The following is a 19410-nucleotide window of genomic DNA, read 5'->3' on the forward strand; positions in this document are numbered from 1 at the left end:
ATTGAAATGCCGTTGTACGCCATTATTGGTACCGATAAAGCAGACTCACTCAGCGACCGCCTTGCTGCTCGTCCCGCGCATTTACTACGAATGGAACAACTCAAAGCCGAAGGTCGTCTGGTATTGGCGGGGCCGTTTCCAGCGATTGATAGCGTCGACCCTGGGCCGGCAGGCTTTAGCGGCAGCCTCATCGTGGCTGAGTTTGCCTCTTTAGTCGAAGCAGAACAGTGGGCGAATCATGATCCCTACGTCACGGAAGGAATTTTTACCGATGTAAAAGTAAAACCCTTCCGCCATGTACTTCCTTAAGAGTCTGTTATTATATGAGCATCGCCGATGAAATACGCTTGCGTTTAGCCGCGCTAAATCCAGAAAGTATTGATATTTTCGATGATAGCGCGTCCCATGCGGGTCATGCTGGAGCGGCCAGTGGTGGCGGTCACTTTGATGTCACTATCGTTTCAGCTATATTTGCCGGAAAGAAATCGCTAGAGCGGCACCGTATGGTGTACCAGCCTTTAGCTGACTTAATTCCCAAGCAGATACATGCCCTCAGTATTCGTGCGTTAACGCCGGATGAATTTTAAATAAGATGATTTTTAAATAAGCACTCATGCAATCGTTATTACAGCATCGCGGTCAAGCTAGCAATCCGTACACGATGTACGATCTTGCAAGGCTAAGATGCAAAAATACTTTTGCTTATCGACTTAAACCAACTGCACCACAGAAAGGAATCACTACATGTTTAAAGCAAATCGTTTGGCCTTAGCACTGGCCGCTGCCACAATTTCAACTGCTGCGTTTGCAGCACCAGCTGGCACGCTCGCCACTGTTAATGGTGTCGCCATCCCTGCGGCCAAAGCTGATTTATTTGTGAAAGAAGTGACTGCACGTGGTCAACAAAAAGATACTCCAGAATTACGCGCACAAATCAAAGATGAATTGATTAAAAATGAAGTCGTGTACCAAGAAGCATTGAAAAAAGGCACGGATAAAAATCCAGACGTGCTCACTCAACTCGAAATGCTAAAACAACGTGTCATTATTGGCGCTTATGTTAGCAACTACGTAAAAGCCAATCCAATCAGCGATTCTGAATTGCGTAAAGAGTTTGATAAAATCAAAGCAAATTTTGCTGGCAAAGAATATAAAGCTCGTCATATTTTGGTTGCCACCGAAGCAGAAGCAAATGCAATTATTGCTGACTTGAAAAAAGGTAAAAAATTCGACGAAATCGCTCAAGCTAAATCACTCGATAAAGGCAGCGCAGCTAAAGGTGGTGATTTGGGTTGGGCAAATCCAAATAGCTTCGTAAAAGAATTTGGTGGCGCATTGGCTGCCTTGCCAAAAGGCAAAACCAGCGACCCAGTGAAAACCCAATTTGGTTACCACATCATCAAGCTTGATGACGTGCGCGAAGCAAAAGGCCCAAGCTTTGAAGAAGTAAAAGCTGAATTGGCACAACAAATGCAAGGTAAACAAGTACAAGAAATGGTTGAAGCTTTGGTAAAAAAAGCCAAAGTAGAATAATTTTGCAAGCGTAAAAAAACCGGATCATTCAATGATCCGGTTTTTTTATCGCCTAAACGAATTATTTTTTTGCTGGAGCGCTGGCTTTTGCAGCTTTATCAGCAGCGCTTGCTTTCACTACTTTATCCGCTTTTGCTGGTGCAGCAGGCGCAGCAGCTTTACCGCCCACTGAAATTTCACCTTTAATTTTGGCATAAGTACCTTCTTTAATACCAGGTACTTTCATAATGTCTTCAGTTGATTTAAACGGGCCATTTTTAGTACGATAATCGATGATGTCTTTTGCTTTAGCTGGGCCAATTCCAGTCAAAGACTCAAGCTGAGCTTGATTTGCAGTATTTAAATCAACCGCGGCAAATGCAGCAGTCATCAAAGCAAAGCTAGCCAATAAAGAAATAAATAGTTTTTTCAACATGATCAATCCCATAAAATTAATAATCATTTGCTTAAGTCCGCCACACTAAAATGCCATTCACAATGGGGATGAACCCTTGAATGCGCCAATAGCATTGATCAAACTTAAATGAATTGCGTGCCTCACTGCACGTATTGCCAACTATAGCAGCACAACAAATTATTTCCATAATTTGTCAGCTCTAATCAAGGAAAGCGTATGAAGGGCATCACACCAGAACAAACGGTTGAACATTACGAAAACTTTCCCGTTGGTTCTTTCTTACTCCCGAAAGCATTTCGCCCCGCGATTGCGGTGGTATATCACGTTGCGCGCTATGCTGATGATTTGGCCGACGAAGGCGATGCGAGCGCAGCAGAACGCCTAGCTGCACTGGATGAATGCAGTGCCGAATTGCAACGAATTGCACGCGGCGAAACACCACATATGGCGCGCTTTCAAGCGCTCGCCCCAGTGGTGGCGAAATATGCAATTCCACTGCAATTATTTGAAGACTTGTTTTCCGCCTTTCGGCAAGACGTAGTCAAAACCCGCTACCAAGATTTTGGCGAAGTGATAGATTACTGCCGCCGCTCGGCCAATCCAGTTGGGCGAATTTTATTACATATTTTTGGACAAACCGATGCAAGGCAACTCGCATTATCGGATGGAATTTGCTCAGCACTGCAGTTAGTCAACTTCTGGCAAGACGTCGCCATCGATTGGCAAAAAAATCGTGTTTATTTACCACAAGACGATATGGAACGTTTTTCGCTCACCGAAGTCGATATAGACCGAGGCATAGCGACCCCAGCATTTAAACAATTAATGGCTTTTCAATGCGACCGAACCCGCCGCATGCTGCGCGCCGGATCACCGCTGGGGGTACAACTGCCGGGTCGCGTTGGCTTAGAAATTCGTACGATTGTACTGGCGGCAGACCGTGTGCTCAGCAAAATCAAGCTCGCCCAATACGATGTATTTAATGCCCGTCCAACACTAACAGGCGGCGACTGGCCGGCCATTTTATGGCAGGCACTCAAAGTAGGAATCACGAAAAAAGTATGAGAATTACCCAAAAGCAACAACGTGCCATCCTAAGTTTATTTACCGCTCGCACTTGGCCGGCACGTATTTCAGCAATCATTGTTTTAGCCCTTGCCGCGTTCACTTGGTGGAGTCAAAGCCAAGTCAGCCCAGGACAATTGACCAAGGGCAGTCAAATTGAAGGGCGTGTAGTCGGCGTTGCCGATGGCGACACCATCACGATCTTAGACGCCGATAAAAAACAGTACAAACTGCGCCTTGCCTATATCGACGCGCCCGAAAAAGCCATGCCTTTTGGTCAAGCAGCCAAAAGCAATTTGTCCGATTTGGTGTTTGAACAACAAGTCACTGCTCATATTGACGATGTTGATCGTTACGGCCGTGGTGTCGCTCGGATTAGCAAAGCAGAACAAGACATTAATTTGGCTCAAATCAACGCAGGCTTGGCATGGCATTACACCACTTACGCCAAAAAAGCACAAAACCGAACTAGTTTTCAGCAATATGAAGCCGCGCAATCCAAAGCACAAACCCAGCGCAGTGGCTTATGGCAAGACAGCAACCCAACGCCGCCTTGGGATTGGCGCAAAGCAAACCGGTAGAAAAAGATTAGGTATTGCCCTCTAATCAATATTGATAAACAACTAGAGAGCAATACCCTTTCAAGTTCGAAACATAAAATACACGGCACCCACCATACACAAAGCCGCCCAAACATAATTCCATTGAAACGGTTGCTTCATATACAACACAGCGAATGGAATAAAGACCGACAAGGTAATCACTTCTTGAATAATTTTAAGCTGTGCTAAAGAATAAACTTGAAAACCAATTCGATTAGCTGGCACTTGTAATAAATACTCAAACAGCGCAATCCCCCAGCTCATTAATGCCATCAAAAGCCAAGGCTTAGTTTGCCCACCTTTAAGATGGCCATACCAGGCAAAAGTCATAAATACATTTGAACAAACTAGCAATAAAATACTCGATACACCTGCAGGCAAGTTCAGCAAGGTCAAATCCCTGAATTTTTGTTAGAATTACGCCAGTTTACCGCGAACCCTTTATCGCATGGAATCCAAATGCTTGTAGCCCGTTTTACACTTGCCGCACTACTCTCAGCACTATCATTAACGACTTACGCTGGTGAAGCTGAAGATATTCAGCAGCTATTGCGCGCAAAACAATATCCACAAGCGATTGAGCGGGCGGATAAGTACTTAGCGAAATCCCCCAAAGATGCGCAAGTTCGTTTTTTACGAGCGATTGCGCTCACCGAAGCAGGCCGTAACGACGAAGCGATTAAAGCATTTACTAAAATTTCCGAAGATTACCCGCACCTACCCGAACCGTATAATAATTTAGCCGTGCTGTACGCCAATAATAATCAATTTGATAAAGCGCGTTCTGCCTTGCAAATGGCGATTCAAACTAATCCAAGCTACGCCATCGCCCATGAGAATATGGGTGATTTATATGCTCGTCTAGCCTCGCAAGCCTATGACAAAGCACTACAAATTGAAAATAACAACACCCAAGTTCAAACCAAATTAAAGTTGGTTAGTACCTTATTCAACCCCAATCAGCCTCCAGCCAAAGTCGCAGCCGTCGCTACCCCAACGACCAGCAGCAAAACCGCCACACCAACGACGGTAGCAGTCGCACCGATAAAAGCGACTGCGGCACCAGCACTGATTTTGCCGAAACCTCAACTTCCAGCTGCAACGATTGCGCCCACTTTGGCAGCCACAATCAAGCCGACTGTGAAACCAACATTGACCGAAGTACCGAAAGCAGCCACTGCCAAACCCGTAGTCGCAACGGAAGCACCAAGCCCAACGCCCACGAGCGCCCCCAAAGTTGACGAACGCAAAAATGATCGCGAACAAGTCACAGCGAGTGTTCAAAGTTGGGCGAACGCCTGGAGCAAGCAAAATGTCGGTGGCTATGTAGGCAGTTACGCCAAAGGCTTTAAAGCACCCGGCGGTCGTGCGGCATGGGAAAAAGATCGTCAGCAAAAAATTGCCGGGCCAAAATCGATTGATGTGAAAGTCAATGTTCTAAAAATCGACTTTATCGACGACGATACTGCCAAAGTTAAATTGCGCCAAGACTACAAGTCAGATCGTTTATCGAGCAGTACAGTAAAAACATTAGTACTGCAAAAATCAGGCAATCGCTGGTTGATTCTTGAAGAACGGATTGGTGGTTAATTACATTCATGTCTTATTTACCACCTTGGGCCAAGCGGCTAATCTGCTTGGTTATTTTGCTTTGTCTTGCTACCGCAGCAACACCACGTTTACTTGAATTCAGCGATCGCACGTTTACGTTAACCCCAGAACAAATTGGCACAGCCAAAACGGGGAACAATGAGGAAAGGATTCTCGCCGCAATTGATGATATCCGAGCAGGCAAAATGGCCGATGCGCGCGCCACAGTCGACGCACTACTCAATGAACAACCTAACTATCGTTTAGCGCAACTGCTGCGCGCCGATCTCTATGCTATGCGCGCGATGCCACTCGATACCATTGGTGGCGGCGCCGCAGCGACGAATGCCAGCGCGCCTAGCAGCGTGCTCGATGATTTGCGCAAAGAAGCATTGGTTCGCATCGCCCATCGCAACGAAGACCAAGCAACGGCCAATAAACTCCCTGCCAATATCGTGGTTTTTGCGCCAAACCAGCAGTACGCCATCCTCGTTGATGCTTCAACGTCGCGCCTATATGTGTTTGCCAATGAAAACGGCAAACCTAAGCGCATCAAAGATCATTACGTTGTCGTTGGCAAACTGGGCGTTGATAAACGCGTCGAAGGCGATCAACGCTCGCCCCTTGGCGTTTATTTTGTCACCAGCCATCTAACACGTCCGCAACTAGACAAAACTTATGGCGAATTAGCCGACCTTTATGGCGTTGGCGCATGGCCGATTTCCTATCCCAATGAGCTCGATCGCAGCCAAAATCGTACTGGGCACGGCATCTGGCTGCATGGCAGCCCAGCCGCCACCTACGCACGCGCACCACAAGCGTCGAACGGCTGCGTGGTGCTCACCAACGAAGAAATGCTCAAAGTGAGTAGTTATTTGCAGCCGGGCAATACCCCGGTCATCGTCGCGCCACGCGTAGAATGGCTAACAGAAAGTGAATGGCTGCAACGCCAATCTGCTGCATTAGCTTTGTTAACGCAATGGAAAAGCAAATGGGAAAATTTAGACTCTGCTGCTTACCTGCAGTTTTATGGCGATGAATTTCGCAGTGCAGAGGGGCAAACGATTGAAGCATGGCGCAGCCAAAAAACAGCCGTCAACACAGGTAAAACGTGGGCAAAGGTTCAACTCAGCGATATTTCTATTTTTGCCGCTGGTGAAAATAGCTCACAACTCGTAACGACGTTTCAGCAAGACTACCGCAGCAATAATTTAGAAAATCAAATGCGTAAGCGCCTATATTGGCAGCGCGGCAATGAAGGCTGGAAAATTATTTGGGAAGGTGCAGCCACAATTTAATAGGTATTTAGCTAGAAACCAAATTCTACAATAGCTAAAAGCATATACCCAACAAAAACCCGCAGAATATCGCGGGTTTTTTATTGTTTAGCACCAACATGAAAATTACAAAGTCAAACCGCCAGTCACTTCAATCGCGGCACCATTGATGTAGCTCGCTTCATCAGAAGCCAAGAACGCATACACACTGGCGATTTCAGACGGTTGCGCCAAACGGCGCATCGGTACTTTTTCTTCCATGCCCTGCAACACTTTTTCTGGCATCGCTTTAACCATCGGCGTTGCCACAAAACCAGGACACACCGCGTTGGCACGAATGCCTTTTTTGCCGAGTTCTTTCGCCCAGGTTTTAACAAAACCAATCACACCAAATTTAGTCGCGGCGTAGTTGGTTTGCCCAAAATTGCCATACACACCAACCACCGATGATGCATTCAAGATCACGCCTGAATTTTGCGCAATCATCGTATCCACAACCGCTTTGGTACAGTTATAAACGCCCTTCAGATTGATGTCGATCACGCGATCAAATTGATCTTCAGTCATTTTAAATAACTGTGCATCTTGGGTAATACCGGCGTTGTTCACCAAGACATCGATGCGATTGTATTTTTCTTTCACCGCCGCCACCATCGCCGCAATCGTGTCAGGCTTGGTCACGTCAACCACAAAACCGACTGCATCTGCGCCACCGGCAACTAAAGCCGCGACCACTTGGTCGACACCGGCTTGATTTACATCGCAGACGACGACTTTTGCGCCTTCGGCAGCGAATTTAATCGCCGTCGCTTCACCAATACCGCTGGCAGAACCTGTAATGATGGATACTTTGTCTTTCAGTCTCATGGCAATCCCCTATTCACGGTCTACGCCCAAATGGGCAATAAAGACAGCATAGAACACATGCTGCAGCGCAACAATAGGAGATACTCTATTTTTACAAAAATGTTGATTGAAAATTTCGGAATTCGAAATTTAGTGCTGGCTGCCTTGAATCAGCGAACGGCAATCAACCACTTGCAAGTCATTGTCTTTGGCAAAAGTCATAATAAATTCAAAGACGCGCGGATCAACTTTTTCTAATTGGCGATCAACGGCAACGCAGCGCACATTGTTGTGCACCATAGGACGAACAAACGGCGCATAAGACAACTTTTGGTCGACGCCAAAAGTAGAAAGAATACCCGATAGGCGCTCAGCCCAATCACTAGGACGGAACTCACGTCCGTTACTGGTAATACCTTGAATGATAATTTCGTAAGGATTGCAGATCATTGTGGGTGCCAAGCTGAGTTTAATTCGAGAACTGTCCGCATTATACCACCGCCCTATGCTGCGGCGCATGAAATATGTAGCGCGCCATGAATAAGTACATGCTCCACAAATCCAGCAAAATACTTGCTTTTTTGGGGTATAACACTGAAAATAATCGTTTTTTCAGCCATTTGGTCGCGTGCTTTGCGCCGATCGACCAGGACAAAATTGAATGCGTCACTACCTACAGTTCAGCGATTTTACTCTTGAAGAATACCAATACCTGTTTGAACGGACTGCAAAATTAAAAGCACGCCTCAAATCAGGCGCCCTCTATCAGCCTCTGCCTGGCAAAGTTTTGGGCATGATTTTCGAAAAATCATCAACTCGAACTCGAGTATCGTTTGAAGCAGGTATGTTCCAATTGGGTGGACATGCAATGTTCTTGCAATCTAAAGACACGCAACTAGGGCGTGGCGAACCAATTGAAGACGTTGCAAAAGTCATGAGCCGCATGGTCGATATCGTCATGGTGCGTACTTTCGAGCAAAGTATTATCGAACGCTTCGCTGAAAATTCTTTGGTTCCAGTGATCAATGGCCTGACCAATGAATACCACCCTTGCCAAATCATGGCCGATATTTTTACCTACATTGAACATCACGGTTCAATTGAAGGCAAAACCGTTTGCTGGATCGGCGATAGCAACAACATCAGCCGCACTTGGTTGCAAGCCGCTAAGATTTTCAATTTCAAACTCAATCTTGCCTGCCCACGTGGCTATGAAATGACGGTGCTCGATGGTCAAACCTACGGTAGCGATGTATTCGAAACCTTTAACGACCCGTATCAAGCCGCCCGTGACGCCGATATCGTGACCACCGACGTCTGCACTTCAATGGGCTACGAGCGTGAAACGTTGCAGCGCAAGAAAGACTTTATCAATTACAAAGTTTCAGAAAAACTGATGCTGCAAGCCAAAGCAAACGCATTGTTCATGCACTGCTTACCCGCACATCGTGGTGAAGAAGTCGATCCAGAAGTAATCGATGGCCCACAATCCGTGGTGTGGCAAGAGGCAGAAAACCGCATGCACACCCAAAAAGCAGTGATTGAGTACCTGATGTTAGGTCGTCTGGACGATTAATGTTTGGCATTACCGATCTCTGGGCCTATGTACTCGGTACAGTGCTCATTATTTTAGTGCCGGGGCCAAACTCGCTCTTTGCCTTAACCATGGCCAGCACGCAAGGTCGCAAGGCCGGTTTTGCCGCGGCGGCAGGAATTGTCGTTGGTGATTTGATCTTGATGCTTGCGGCCAGTTTAGGTGTGGCCTCTTTAATGAAAGCCAATCCAGTCGCATTTGATTTGGTTCGGTATTTAGGCGCAGCTTACTTGGCGTATATCGGTGTACGCGCCATTTTAGCTAAACCACAGGCAGATACCCAGACAATCAAACCGCAAGAAAACTGTACTCGTAAAGCATTTCGCTCGGCGTTGGCCATTTCCTTGGTCAATGTCAAAGCAATTCTGTTTTTTATGGCGTTCTTTCCGCAATTTGTAAACCCAAGCTACCCGCATGTTTGGCATACTTTTGCAGCGCTGGGCTTCATTGTGCAATTCGTGAGCATCAGTTATTTAACCGTATTAATCTTGGTCGGCAGCAGCCTATCGCGTCGACTTTCAGCTAAAATCTGGCTGAAAAATGCATTGAATAAATTGGTCGGGACTTTGTTTGTCAGCTTCGGGCTACGCTTGGCACTGAACTAATTTAAAAGGCGCTGTTGCACAAAGAGGCCAAGACCCCTTTAGCAACACAGTAATTCGCAATTTTCTTTTTGAACATTTTAAGACTAAGGCAATCTGCATGTCCGATATTAATAAAGTAGTTCTCGCTTATTCCGGCGGCCTTGATACATCTGTCATTCTAAAATGGCTGCAAGACACTTATCAATGTGAAGTGGTCACCTTCACCGCTGACCTCGGCCAAGGCGAAGAACTCGAACCAGCACGTCAAAAAGCGCTGCAATTTGGCATCAAGCCAGAAAATATTTTTATCGATGACTTGCGAGAAGAATTCGTACGTGACTTTGTCTTCCCAATGTTCCGTGCCAATACCATATACGAAGGTGAGTACCTCCTCGGTACGTCAATTGCTCGCCCATTAATCGCAAAACGCCAAATCGAAATTGCCAATCAAACCAACGCCGATGCGGTATCACATGGCGCAACTGGTAAAGGTAACGACCAAGTCCGCTTTGAACTCGGTTACTACGCCCTCAAACCAGATGTAAAAGTGATTGCGCCGTGGCGCGAATGGGATCTGTTATCTCGCGAAAAATTGCTCGCCTATGCAGAGAAAAATAACATCCCTGTCGATATGAAACACCGCAATGGCGGCGCGCCCTACTCCATGGACGCTAACTTACTGCACATCAGCTTTGAAGGTCGCCACCTAGAAAATCCATCGGCAGAAGCAGAAGAAAGCATGTGGCGTTGGAGCGTAAGCCCAGAAGCCGCACCGGATGCAGCTGAATACCTTGATATCGAATTTGAAAAAGGCGATATCGTTGCACTCAACGGCGTTCGCATGTCCCCAGCAACCGTTCTCACTAAGTTGAACGAACTCGGCGGCAAACACGGCATTGGTCGTTTGGACTTGGTGGAAAACCGTTACGTTGGCATGAAATCACGCGGCTGCTACGAAACTCCAGGCGGTACCATCATTCTGAAAGCACACCGTGCGATTGAATCGATCACGCTAGACCGTGAAGTAGCTCATTTGAAAGACGATTTAATGCCGCGTTACGCCAGCATGATTTACAACGGTTTCTGGTGGGCTCCTGAGCGCAAAGTATTGCAAACGCTGATTGATGCGACTCAAGAAACTGTGAATGGCTGGGTTCGCGTTAAACTCTACAAAGGCAATGTAATTGTAGTGAGCCGTGACTCGAAAACCAATTCATTATTTGATATGAATATCGCAACGTTTGATGATGATGGTGGCGCATACAATCAAGTAGATGCTGGCGGCTTTATCAAACTTAACGCCTTGCGCATGCGAATTGCTGGTCGTTTAAATAAATAAAACCCAAGCACAATAAAACTAAACGGCTCGGATTTTCTGAGCCGTTTTCATGCACAATCCAGAGACTAATCATGCTTGACGCACTATTAAAGATGGACGAAAGTCAATTTACGACCTTGTCTGTCACCATTTTGTGCAGTGGCCTCATGATTTACATGGGTTTCATTATTTACAATTTAGCCAAAGAATCTAAAGCAGGTAAATTTGGTACGATCATGCTGTTTTTTGTCCTCGGTTTTGGCATGCTCGGCTTTATTGTTAAAGAAATCCTCAGCAAAGTCCTATCACCTTAAAACTCATCCTAAAGGATAGCAAAATGAGCCAATTTGATAATGTATCAGTATTAAAACAAGGTAATGTATATTTTGATGGCAAATGCGTTAGCCACACTGTTATTTTTGCAGATGGCAGCAAAAAAACCGTCGGCGTTATTTTGCCTTCTCAACTCAAATTTAATACTGGCGCTCCTGAAATCATGGAAGTTATTGCCGGGGTATGCAATGTAACCTTAGCAGGTGAAGCATCTGCAAAGACATACTCTGCTGGTCAATCATTTGAAGTCCCTGGTAATTCAAGCTTTGATATCGAAACGATCGAAACACTACACTACGTTTGTCATTTCGCCTAAGCATTGTAAACCGAAGATCTAGCGCCAATCCTGCGCTAGATCTAATTCATCATTTTCATTTCTCAAGAGAGCCTCACTATGCCTTCTTTCGACATTACTTCTGAAACCGATATGGTGGCATTAAAAAATGCGATTGATGTGGCGGCCAAAACCATCATTAATCGTTACGACTTTAAAGGCACTAGTGCCAAAGTCGAATTAAATGAAAAAGACAAACTCATCACCTTGAACGGTGATTCTGAATTTCAGCTCGATCAAATTAAAGATATCGTATTTCCTGCTTTAGAAAAAAAAGAACCTGAAAGTAGCAAACGACTAGAACAAGGCGACATTCAGAAAGTCTCTGGCAACAAAGTAAAGCAAGTATTAACGATCAAAGATGGTATCGATAAAGAACTCGCCAAAAAAATCATCAGCATCATTAAAGATTCAAAACTTAAAGTCCAAACCGCCATTCAAGGTGATGAAGTACGTGTAACGGGGAAAGACCGCGACACGCTACAGGGTGTGATTGCCTTGATGCGTAAATCAATCAGCGATTTTCCGCTGCAGTATCAAAATTTTCGCGATTAATTTCCGCTTTTCCATAAGGCTCAGCTAATATAAAGTAACACTTTAATCTTGGCTGATCCTTATGACTTGGCAGTCCAAAAAGCTCTACCTTGTCGTTTTTGGCTCACTTTTGCTTGCAATTGGCATATTGTGGCTACTGGCCACTCAGGTCACTAATTCCTACCGCGCGGAAGCCAAACGTCATCAGTTGGAAACTGAAAATATTGGGATTGCAGTTGAACACGAGCTCCGTACAAAGCTAAAAGAGGCTCAATTTATTCAAGAAATTGCAGCAGGTACACTGTTGCCAATCCTAAGTAACGGCAAGCAAAATGAAATTAATACTGCCAAAATATCTGAAATACTCAATATTTACTTAGCCCGCTCTCCAGCAATTAGCGCAATCGCAATTACTAACTCTGGCAATATAATTAGCTCAGCAAGCAGAGAAAACAGCACCATTTCGAATGCTTTTCTACCCATAACCTCGTTGAAAAACTCAAATCAACTATTGATAGATGCAGAAACAGGCAGCATTTACATTTACCAGCAAATCAATAACAACCAAGAAAATCCTTTTATCCTTCTTACCAAAATCAGCATTCACCAGTTAATAGAAAATATAAATATTCTGAGCAATAACCAGAATAGTTCAATCATTTTATTCGATAAGAATCTTAATGTTTTGTATAAAACCTCAAGGCAGATCAACTTTAGCGATAACCTAGATATCATTAAATATTTTTTAAGTTCGAAGCAGCAGTCAAGCTCTTTCACTAACAACAGAAAAAATCAATCGAGTCAACTTAATCTACGCAAAGTAACTAACATTCCACTTAATATCGCATTATTCAATGAAAATCATGAACGCTTTACCACTTGGAAAAACAATACTGTAGTTTACATTCTGGTCTGCGTGTTAATGCTTGGATTATTATTACAAATACTCTACTCACTCATTCGTGCCAAACGATTAAATCAAGCCTTATTCTTGAAAGAATCTAAACTTAGTGCAAGTGAAACTCGTTTCCGTCAAATGATTGAGGCCATGCCAATTGGCCTGATCTTGGCAAGAGCGCAAGATAAGTTAATTATTTATATTAACAAACCTGCGGCACAAATCTTAGACATGCCACAAGCAAGTGCGCTTTCAAAGCGAGTTTTCGAAATTTATGCAGACAGAGACAGCTTTACAAGCCAAATTAGTGCAATCAGCATATCATCAACATCACAAAGTTTAGAATGTATTTTAATAAGAAATACCGGAGAATCATTCTGGGCTAATGTATCAATGTCGTTAGTTGATGTTGCAGAGACTCAAACTTTACTAATTGGCATAGCCGACATTAGCGCACAAAAGCGATTAGAAGCCGAACTAAAACACCAAGCAACGACCGACCACTTATCTGGGCTTTATAATCGAGCCCATTTTATTAATTCATCAAATAAAGAAATTCAAAGAATTCAGCGACTGAAGAAAAATGCTAGCTTAATGATGCTGGATATTGATCATTTTAAACGAGTTAATGATAACTTCGGGCATGACGCTGGTGACCTTGTTATCCAAATCATCGCTTTAACATGCCAAGAAATTTTACGTGATATTGATCTATTAGGTCGACTAGGTGGTGAAGAATTTGCCGCACTTCTGCCTGAAACCTCAGTCGAAGAAGCGCTCAAAGTGGCTGAGCGACTACGCGCCACAATTGAAAATAGGCAAATTAAGTTAAAAAATGGCCAGATCATTAACATCACCAGCAGTATTGGTGTAACAGAAGTCACTCATCAAGATGAGATGATAGACTTTGCACTTAAACGCGCAGATCTAGCACTGTACTCATCTAAAAATAATGGCCGCAACCGAGTTACAAACTTTGATTCATCACTAGAATAAATTCTTGACCTCCATCAACACCTTCAGTCAAGAAGTACGATTAGATATCGTAAACTTCTAGGAGAACAATATGTTAAATTCACCACTGGGCGTTATTCTTTCTTCTACCGTTGGTATTTTGAGTTTGTTTACAATTAGCTTTGTCATCGTTATGGCGATTTATCTTTACTTTTTTGTACAACGGCACGTTAAAGCAGAGTTAGCCGATAAAAATCTAAACAATGAGCAAGAGACGCATTAAGTCTAGCGCCGGTAAAGGCTAAATATTTCTTTCTGATCACCTAAGCGATGGCCACTCCATAAGACTTCAGGAGTGGCACTTTCCTTACTCGCTGTTTGTCTAATCACAAATAGGCATTCGTTATCAGGTCTTGCATCAAGAGCTAAATCTGTAAAATAAACTAGTGCAGCAGTTGGATCTTTTGCAATCGTACTCACATCGATACATTGCGCATGTTTCCCGTCCATGAAGGCGGATAGACTTTCTGCTACTGGTCGGTATGACTTGCCGACATCAATCCAAGTTTGAAATAAGCCAACTAATAAACCGATCACCAGTGTTAACCCACTCGTCCAATTAGTCAGCGCACGACGACCTAGTGGCTGCTTTCTGAACAAGACTCTACCCCATACCAATGTCACCAATAGTGCAAATACAAACCCCCAGCCCTTCCAATGCACATCAGCTGGGCTAAAGCGGGCAAAATAATCGACTAAAGTTAAAGGCATACCAGTCACTAAGCCGATCCATATAAGCCAAATTACTAATGCAGCCAAGCCCAAAGTAACTAAACTAAACCAATTTAATGCAGCAGCTGCTCCCCGACGCAACTCATCAACCCCGCCGCTAGCAAGCAAAACCAAAGGCACTAATAACGGCAGAACTAAAGCTTCGCTTTGCTGCGTTGCCAACATAATAAAAAGAGATTTAAAAAATAATGCGCTGATTAATAGCTGCCAGTGTGGTTGCCATAGCTCCTTACGAAACAAATAAACCGACCATGCAGCTAAAGGTAAAGCGGGCCAAGCAAACCAAATAAGAAGTGTGGGTAAAAAACCAACAGAAGTGCCTACAGCAAAAGATCTGGCTCCGCCAAAGGGGCCCCATGCATAATATCGCCACCAGGTTTGAAATAACTCACTCGAATTCGCCTTGAGCGAGTACCCCCATAATGCAGCAATCGGTATTGCAATTAAAATCGCGGTAATCAGAGTAATTAAATAGCTAAATTTTCGCCACTGTGGAAACACAAAAAGAAAAATGGCAAATAAGACCGCGAACAATGCATCAGCCCAGCTCGCTCCCGTTAATAACACAATAAATACACATGCGAGGAGTACGCCTGCTCTTAAAGGTTGCTTAAGCGCTAATGCAAGCGCATAAACATACCAAGCAAATCCAGCCAACAGCACCACTGCAGGGGAAATATGATGCCCCCATAGTGGTAACCCCAAACAGCCGAGCAAAATCACAACACTAAGGCGCCCATTTCTACGACCAAATAGTTCACGCCCAGCTAATCCAACACCCCACAAACCTACCGCCATCCAAAAACCAGTGCTCAGTCGTGCCGCATCATGCGCAGCAACCCCAAACCATGACAAAGCATTCACAAATAAGGTTGCTACCCAAAAATAAAGCGGAGCTTGACTAAACTGTGGTACACCCGCGATTGAGGCAACAGTCCAATCGGAATGACGCATGAAATAAGAAATAATCGCCATGCTCACATTTTCATCTGGCTTCCACGGATCATGGCCAACCAAACCAGGAATTAACCAAAAACAACAAAGCAAAAGTAACAGCCAAGGCTTATCCTGCCCTTTTGTCGGAGTAATTGATATATCTTGTGAAGATTGATAAGTCAGCATGTCATATTTAATTGGTTGTTTACAATAATTTTGGCATACACCAATAAAAAAAGGCAGCGATTAAGCTGCCTTTTTTATTGGTAAAACTAAATTAACGAGCAAAACGCGCAAATTTAGAATTGAATTTCTCAATACGGCCTGCCGTATCAACGATTTTTTGCTTGCCAGTATAAAATGGGTGGCACTCTGAGCAAACCTCAACGTGCAGATCTTTGCCTAAAGTAGATGCAGTTTTGAATGCGCTACCACAAGAGCATGTCACATTGATTTCTTTGTAATTTGGGTGAATATCTGCTTTCATTATTTTTCCTTGGGAGTACGGGCGCCGGGAATTTGCCGACGCTGCAAAGTGTGGGATTATCGCAAAACAATCGACAAACTGCAAGATTTAACGACGCATCGAATCAAAAAAATCAAGATTAGATTTAGTCGACTTGAGTTTATCCATCAAAAATTCCATCGCTTCAAGATCATCCATAGGGTGCAATAACTTACGTAAAACCCAAATTCGCTGCAACTGCTCAGATTTTATCAACAGTTCTTCACGACGCGTACCCGACTTATTGATATTAATTGCAGGAAAAATTCGCTTCTCAGCCATACGGCGATCAAGCTGAATTTCGTTATTACCAGTTCCCTTGAACTCTTCATAAATAACATCATCCATACGGCTGCCAGTATCAACCAGTGCAGTGGCAATAATAGTTAGGCTACCGCCTTCCTCAATATTACGTGCAGCACCAAAGAAACGCTTCGGTCTTTGCAAGGCATTAGCATCAACCCCCCCCGTTAATACCTTACCTGACGATGGAACAACAGTATTGTAAGCACGCGCTAATCGTGTAATGGAATCTAGCAAAATAACGACATCTTTTTTATGCTCAACCAATCGCTTGGCTTTCTCAATCACCATTTCAGCAACTTGCACGTGACGTGTTGCTGGCTCATCAAATGTAGACGAAACGACCTCACCTTTGACCGAGCGCTGCATCTCTGTTACTTCTTCAGGGCGCTCATCAATCAAAAGTACAATTACAACTACTTCGGGGTGATTCGTAGTAATCGCATGAGCGATATGCTGTAGCATGACTGTTTTGCCCGTCTTAGGCGGAGCGACGAGCAATGCGCGTTGCCCTTTACCAATCGGAGCCATCAAATCAATCACTCTGCCCGTGATATTTTCCTCTGCGCGAATATCACGCTCTAGCTTAAGTCGCTCGGTAGGAAACAGTGGAGTTAAATTCTCAAATAAAATCTTATTTTTAGAAGCCTCAGGGGCATCACTATTCACACGGTCTACTTTGACCAATGCAAAGTAACGCTCTCCATCTTTAGGAATACGAATTTCACCTTCAATCGAGTCACCCGTATGTAGATTGAATCGACGAATCTGACTTGGACTAACGTAAATATCATCTGGCCCGGCAAGATATGAAGTATCAGGACTACGAAGAAAGCCAAAACCATCAGGTAAGACCTCAAGAGTCCCCTCGCCAAAGATACTCTCCCCTTTTTTTGCTCGATTTTTAAGCAATGCAAAAATTAAATCTTGCTTGCGCATTCGGTTGGCACCGTCAATTTCAAAACTAATCGCCATTTCGACTAGTTCAGTGACGTGCAAATGTTTTAGATCAGACAAATGCATAAATAATTACGCTTAAAATATATGTAAAGGAGAGGGTATTACAGAGTTTTCTAGAAGGGGTATGCTATGTGAAGCATAAATCTATGCCCCACATAACCTTACTTTTTTGAAGCGTATACGGATTTAGCTGCAGTGTCAAATATTACTATCGATAAACGCAGTCAATTGGGATTTAGACAAAGCGCCAACTTTGGTTGATTTAACTTCACCACCAACAAACAACATTAAAGTTGGAATACCACGAATACCAAATTTTGGCGGGGTAGCTTGGTTTTCATCAATATTCAATTTTGCAATTTTCAGTTTTCCAGCATATTCAACGGCTACATCATCCAAGATTGGAGCAATCATTTTGCATGGGCCGCACCATTCAGCCCAATAATCAACCAAAACAGGCTGTTGCGCTTGCAGCACTTCTGCTTCAAATGTTGCATCAGTAACATGTAGGATATTTTCACTCATTCAGGTTCTCCGGTGATTTCATGTTAAGCATTTAAGCCTAATAAAATACGCCATGTATGATGGCCATGTATATACTTATGCGGCCAAAAAGATAAATTTCAAGGTGCTAATTAATTTTAGAATGCAGCCGCAACCGCCTCATCCAAGCGCTCAACTGCTGTTACTGTCATTCCTTCTATCTGCTGCCGCGGTCGATTTGCCTTTGGCACGATAGCGTGAGTAAAGCCTAATTTAGCGGCTTCTTTTAAGCGCTCTTGCCCCCGCTGTACTGGTCGAACCTCACCAGCTAAACCGACTTCTCCAAAAATCACTATTTTTGCTGGTAGTGGCTTATTTTTTAACGATGAAACTATTGCTATTAACATTGCCAAATCCGCAGCCGGCTCAGCGATACGTACTCCACCCACTGCATTAATAAACACATCCTGATCAAACGCGACAATGCCTGCATGACGATGTAAAACTGCTAATAAAAGTGCAAGGCGATTTTGTTCTACACCAAGAGCTAATCGCTTTACTTGCGGTGAGTGCGCATCATCAACAAGAGCCTGCACCTCAACCAACATAGGCCGAGTTCCCTCCTGTGTCACCATCACACAAGACCCTGCAACAGGCTCTGCATGCTGACTAAGAAACATTGCCGAAGGATTAGCAACCTCACGCAATCCTTTATCGGTCATCGCAAAAACGCCCAACTCATTGACGGCACCAAAACGATTTTTAATTGCTCGAATTAAACGAAAACTTGAATGTGTATCGCCTTCAAAATATAAGACCGCATCAACAATGTGCTCTAAAACGCGAGGACCTGCGATCGCACCATCTTTGGTAACATGACCCACCAATAAAACTGATGTGCCGTGTCGTTTCGCAAAACGAGTCAATTGTGACGAACACTCACGAACCTGCGCAACGCTGCCCGGAGCACTAGTTAATGCCTCAGTAAACATCGTTTGAATAGAATCAATCACTACGACTTTAGGCACCTCATTTGAAAGCGCCAATAAAATTTTTTCTAAACTAATCTCAGGATAAAGTCGAACTTTCGCCGTAGACACGCCTAAGCGACGTGCACGCAACGCGATTTGTTGCGCCGACTCCTCTCCGCTCACATAGAGCACCGCCTGAGTATCAGACAAGCTAGCCAAGGCTTGCAATAACAAAGTTGACTTACCAATACCAGGATCACCACCAATTAAAACCACGCCTCCAGGAACAAGCCCTCCACCAAGAACTCGATCTAATTCAAGCAACTGAGTCGGAATGCGAGGCACTTCTTCTGCATTCACTTCAGATAAATTCTTAATTGCTCCGTCAGCGGCGAGAGATTGAAATCTTCCGCTCACAGCTTTTACTTCAGCAATATTCTCATCCAGCGTATTCCAATCCCCACATTGTGGGCATTGCCCTTGCCATTTGGGCGAAATGCCCCCGCACTCACGGCATACATACGTTGTTTTAACTTTACTCATAGATTCCAAATCGAAACGGCTCGCAAAGCGAGCCGCGTATCAAAAAATATGCAACATA

The 19410-nt window shown here is 44.2% G+C and carries 24 protein-coding genes; 15 read left to right on the forward strand and 9 right to left on the reverse strand.

The window, feature by feature from the left end:
• Positions 1-6 precede the first annotated feature (6 nt).
• From GM173_RS07110 to GM173_RS07120, 3 genes are all read left to right on the forward strand, one after another.
• Positions 7-309 carry a YciI family protein gene (locus GM173_RS07110; RefSeq protein ID WP_203570667.1) on the forward strand — a complete coding sequence of 101 codons (303 nt, stop codon included), beginning with the start codon at positions 7-9 and terminating at the stop codon, positions 307-309.
• A 14-nt stretch (positions 310-323) separates the two neighbouring features.
• On the forward strand, positions 324-587 hold the full coding sequence (locus GM173_RS07115; RefSeq protein WP_203570668.1) for a BolA family protein: 264 nt from the start codon (positions 324-326) through the stop codon (positions 585-587).
• A 157-nt stretch (positions 588-744) separates the two neighbouring features.
• On the forward strand, positions 745-1533 hold the full coding sequence (locus tag GM173_RS07120) for a peptidyl-prolyl cis-trans isomerase (protein ID WP_203570669.1): 789 nt from the start codon (positions 745-747) through the stop codon (positions 1531-1533).
• A 61-nt stretch (positions 1534-1594) separates the two neighbouring features.
• Here the strand turns inward: GM173_RS07120 and GM173_RS07125 are convergent, their stop codons facing one another.
• Positions 1595-1948, reverse strand: a complete 354-nt coding sequence (locus tag GM173_RS07125) for a ComEA family DNA-binding protein (protein WP_203570670.1) — start codon at positions 1946-1948, stop codon at positions 1595-1597.
• 198 nt (positions 1949-2146) lie between these two features.
• Between GM173_RS07125 and hpnC the strand changes: the two genes are divergently transcribed.
• Positions 2147-2995 carry a squalene synthase HpnC gene (gene hpnC / locus GM173_RS07130; protein ID WP_203570671.1) on the forward strand — a complete coding sequence of 283 codons (849 nt, stop codon included), beginning with the start codon at positions 2147-2149 and terminating at the stop codon, positions 2993-2995.
• Positions 2992-3576: a thermonuclease family protein gene (locus GM173_RS07135; RefSeq protein ID WP_203570672.1), complete on the forward strand. Its 585-nt coding sequence runs from the start codon at positions 2992-2994 to the stop codon at positions 3574-3576. Before hpnC ends, GM173_RS07135 begins: the two co-directional genes overlap by 4 nt.
• A 60-nt stretch (positions 3577-3636) precedes the next feature.
• On the opposite strand, the gene GM173_RS07140 is transcribed toward GM173_RS07135, so the two are convergent.
• Entirely contained in the window at positions 3637-3993 is a 357-nt protein-coding gene (locus GM173_RS07140) for a DMT family protein (protein WP_308439583.1), read from the reverse strand.
• A gap of 63 nt (positions 3994-4056) precedes the next feature.
• Between GM173_RS07140 and GM173_RS07145 the strand changes: the two genes are divergently transcribed.
• A complete protein-coding gene (locus GM173_RS07145; RefSeq protein WP_203570673.1) occupies positions 4057-5187 on the forward strand; it encodes a tetratricopeptide repeat protein in 1131 nt (376 codons plus the stop codon).
• 8 nt (positions 5188-5195) lie between these two features.
• Positions 5196-6485, forward strand: coding sequence for a L,D-transpeptidase family protein (locus GM173_RS07150; protein WP_203570674.1), 1290 nt, complete (start codon positions 5196-5198; stop codon positions 6483-6485).
• 105 nt (positions 6486-6590) lie between these two features.
• Here GM173_RS07150 and fabG read toward each other — a convergent pair whose 3' ends face one another.
• Positions 6591-7331 carry a 3-oxoacyl-ACP reductase FabG gene (gene fabG / locus GM173_RS07155; protein ID WP_203570675.1) on the reverse strand — a complete coding sequence of 247 codons (741 nt, stop codon included), beginning with the start codon at positions 7329-7331 and terminating at the stop codon, positions 6591-6593.
• A gap of 129 nt (positions 7332-7460) precedes the next feature.
• A complete protein-coding gene (locus GM173_RS07160) occupies positions 7461-7760 on the reverse strand; it encodes a DUF3579 domain-containing protein (RefSeq protein WP_203570676.1) in 300 nt (99 codons plus the stop codon).
• 211 nt (positions 7761-7971) lie between these two features.
• On the opposite strand from GM173_RS07160, the gene argF reads away from it, so the two are divergent.
• The 8 genes from argF (at position 7972) to GM173_RS07200 (ending at position 14142) form a co-directional block, all read left to right on the forward strand.
• Positions 7972-8886, forward strand: a complete 915-nt coding sequence (gene argF / locus GM173_RS07165) for an ornithine carbamoyltransferase (protein WP_203570677.1) — start codon at positions 7972-7974, stop codon at positions 8884-8886.
• Positions 8886-9509 carry a leucine efflux protein LeuE gene (leuE, locus tag GM173_RS07170; RefSeq protein ID WP_203570678.1) on the forward strand — a complete coding sequence of 208 codons (624 nt, stop codon included), beginning with the start codon at positions 8886-8888 and terminating at the stop codon, positions 9507-9509. Before argF ends, leuE begins: the two co-directional genes overlap by 1 nt.
• 97 nt (positions 9510-9606) lie before the next feature.
• Positions 9607-10827, forward strand: a complete 1221-nt coding sequence (locus tag GM173_RS07175) for an argininosuccinate synthase (protein ID WP_203570679.1) — start codon at positions 9607-9609, stop codon at positions 10825-10827.
• A gap of 92 nt (positions 10828-10919) precedes the next feature.
• Positions 10920-11120 (forward strand): DUF2788 domain-containing protein, encoded by a 201-nt coding sequence (locus tag GM173_RS07180; protein ID WP_203570838.1) that lies wholly within the window; start codon positions 10920-10922, stop codon positions 11118-11120.
• Between the two features lie 23 nt (positions 11121-11143).
• Entirely contained in the window at positions 11144-11455 is a 312-nt protein-coding gene (gene ppnP, locus GM173_RS07185) for a pyrimidine/purine nucleoside phosphorylase (protein ID WP_203570680.1), read from the forward strand.
• Between the two features lie 78 nt (positions 11456-11533).
• Entirely contained in the window at positions 11534-12028 is a 495-nt protein-coding gene (locus GM173_RS07190) for a YajQ family cyclic di-GMP-binding protein (protein WP_203570681.1), read from the forward strand.
• A 61-nt stretch (positions 12029-12089) separates the two neighbouring features.
• Positions 12090-13901 (forward strand): GGDEF domain-containing protein, encoded by a 1812-nt coding sequence (locus tag GM173_RS07195; RefSeq protein WP_203570682.1) that lies wholly within the window; start codon positions 12090-12092, stop codon positions 13899-13901.
• A gap of 70 nt (positions 13902-13971) precedes the next feature.
• Positions 13972-14142 carry a DUF3149 domain-containing protein gene (locus GM173_RS07200; protein ID WP_203570683.1) on the forward strand — a complete coding sequence of 57 codons (171 nt, stop codon included), beginning with the start codon at positions 13972-13974 and terminating at the stop codon, positions 14140-14142.
• Positions 14143-14144: 2 nt separating this feature from the next.
• On the opposite strand, the gene GM173_RS07205 is transcribed toward GM173_RS07200, so the two are convergent.
• From GM173_RS07205 to radA, 5 genes are all read right to left on the reverse strand, one after another.
• Positions 14145-15773: an ArnT family glycosyltransferase gene (locus GM173_RS07205; protein ID WP_203570684.1), complete on the reverse strand. Its 1629-nt coding sequence runs from the start codon at positions 15771-15773 to the stop codon at positions 14145-14147.
• A 91-nt stretch (positions 15774-15864) separates the two neighbouring features.
• Positions 15865-16074 (reverse strand): 50S ribosomal protein L31, encoded by a 210-nt coding sequence (rpmE, locus tag GM173_RS07210; protein WP_203570685.1) that lies wholly within the window; start codon positions 16072-16074, stop codon positions 15865-15867.
• Positions 16075-16161: 87 nt separating this feature from the next.
• Positions 16162-17418, reverse strand: coding sequence for a transcription termination factor Rho (gene rho / locus GM173_RS07215; protein ID WP_203570686.1), 1257 nt, complete (start codon positions 17416-17418; stop codon positions 16162-16164).
• A gap of 135 nt (positions 17419-17553) precedes the next feature.
• Positions 17554-17880 (reverse strand): thioredoxin TrxA, encoded by a 327-nt coding sequence (trxA, locus tag GM173_RS07220; protein WP_203570687.1) that lies wholly within the window; start codon positions 17878-17880, stop codon positions 17554-17556.
• 116 nt (positions 17881-17996) lie between these two features.
• A complete protein-coding gene (gene radA / locus GM173_RS07225; protein ID WP_203570688.1) occupies positions 17997-19352 on the reverse strand; it encodes a DNA repair protein RadA in 1356 nt (451 codons plus the stop codon).
• Positions 19353-19410 lie beyond the last annotated feature (58 nt).

The organism is Deefgea chitinilytica, assembly GCF_016881405.1.
Taxonomy (GTDB): domain Bacteria; phylum Pseudomonadota; class Gammaproteobacteria; order Burkholderiales; family Chitinibacteraceae; genus Deefgea; species Deefgea chitinilytica.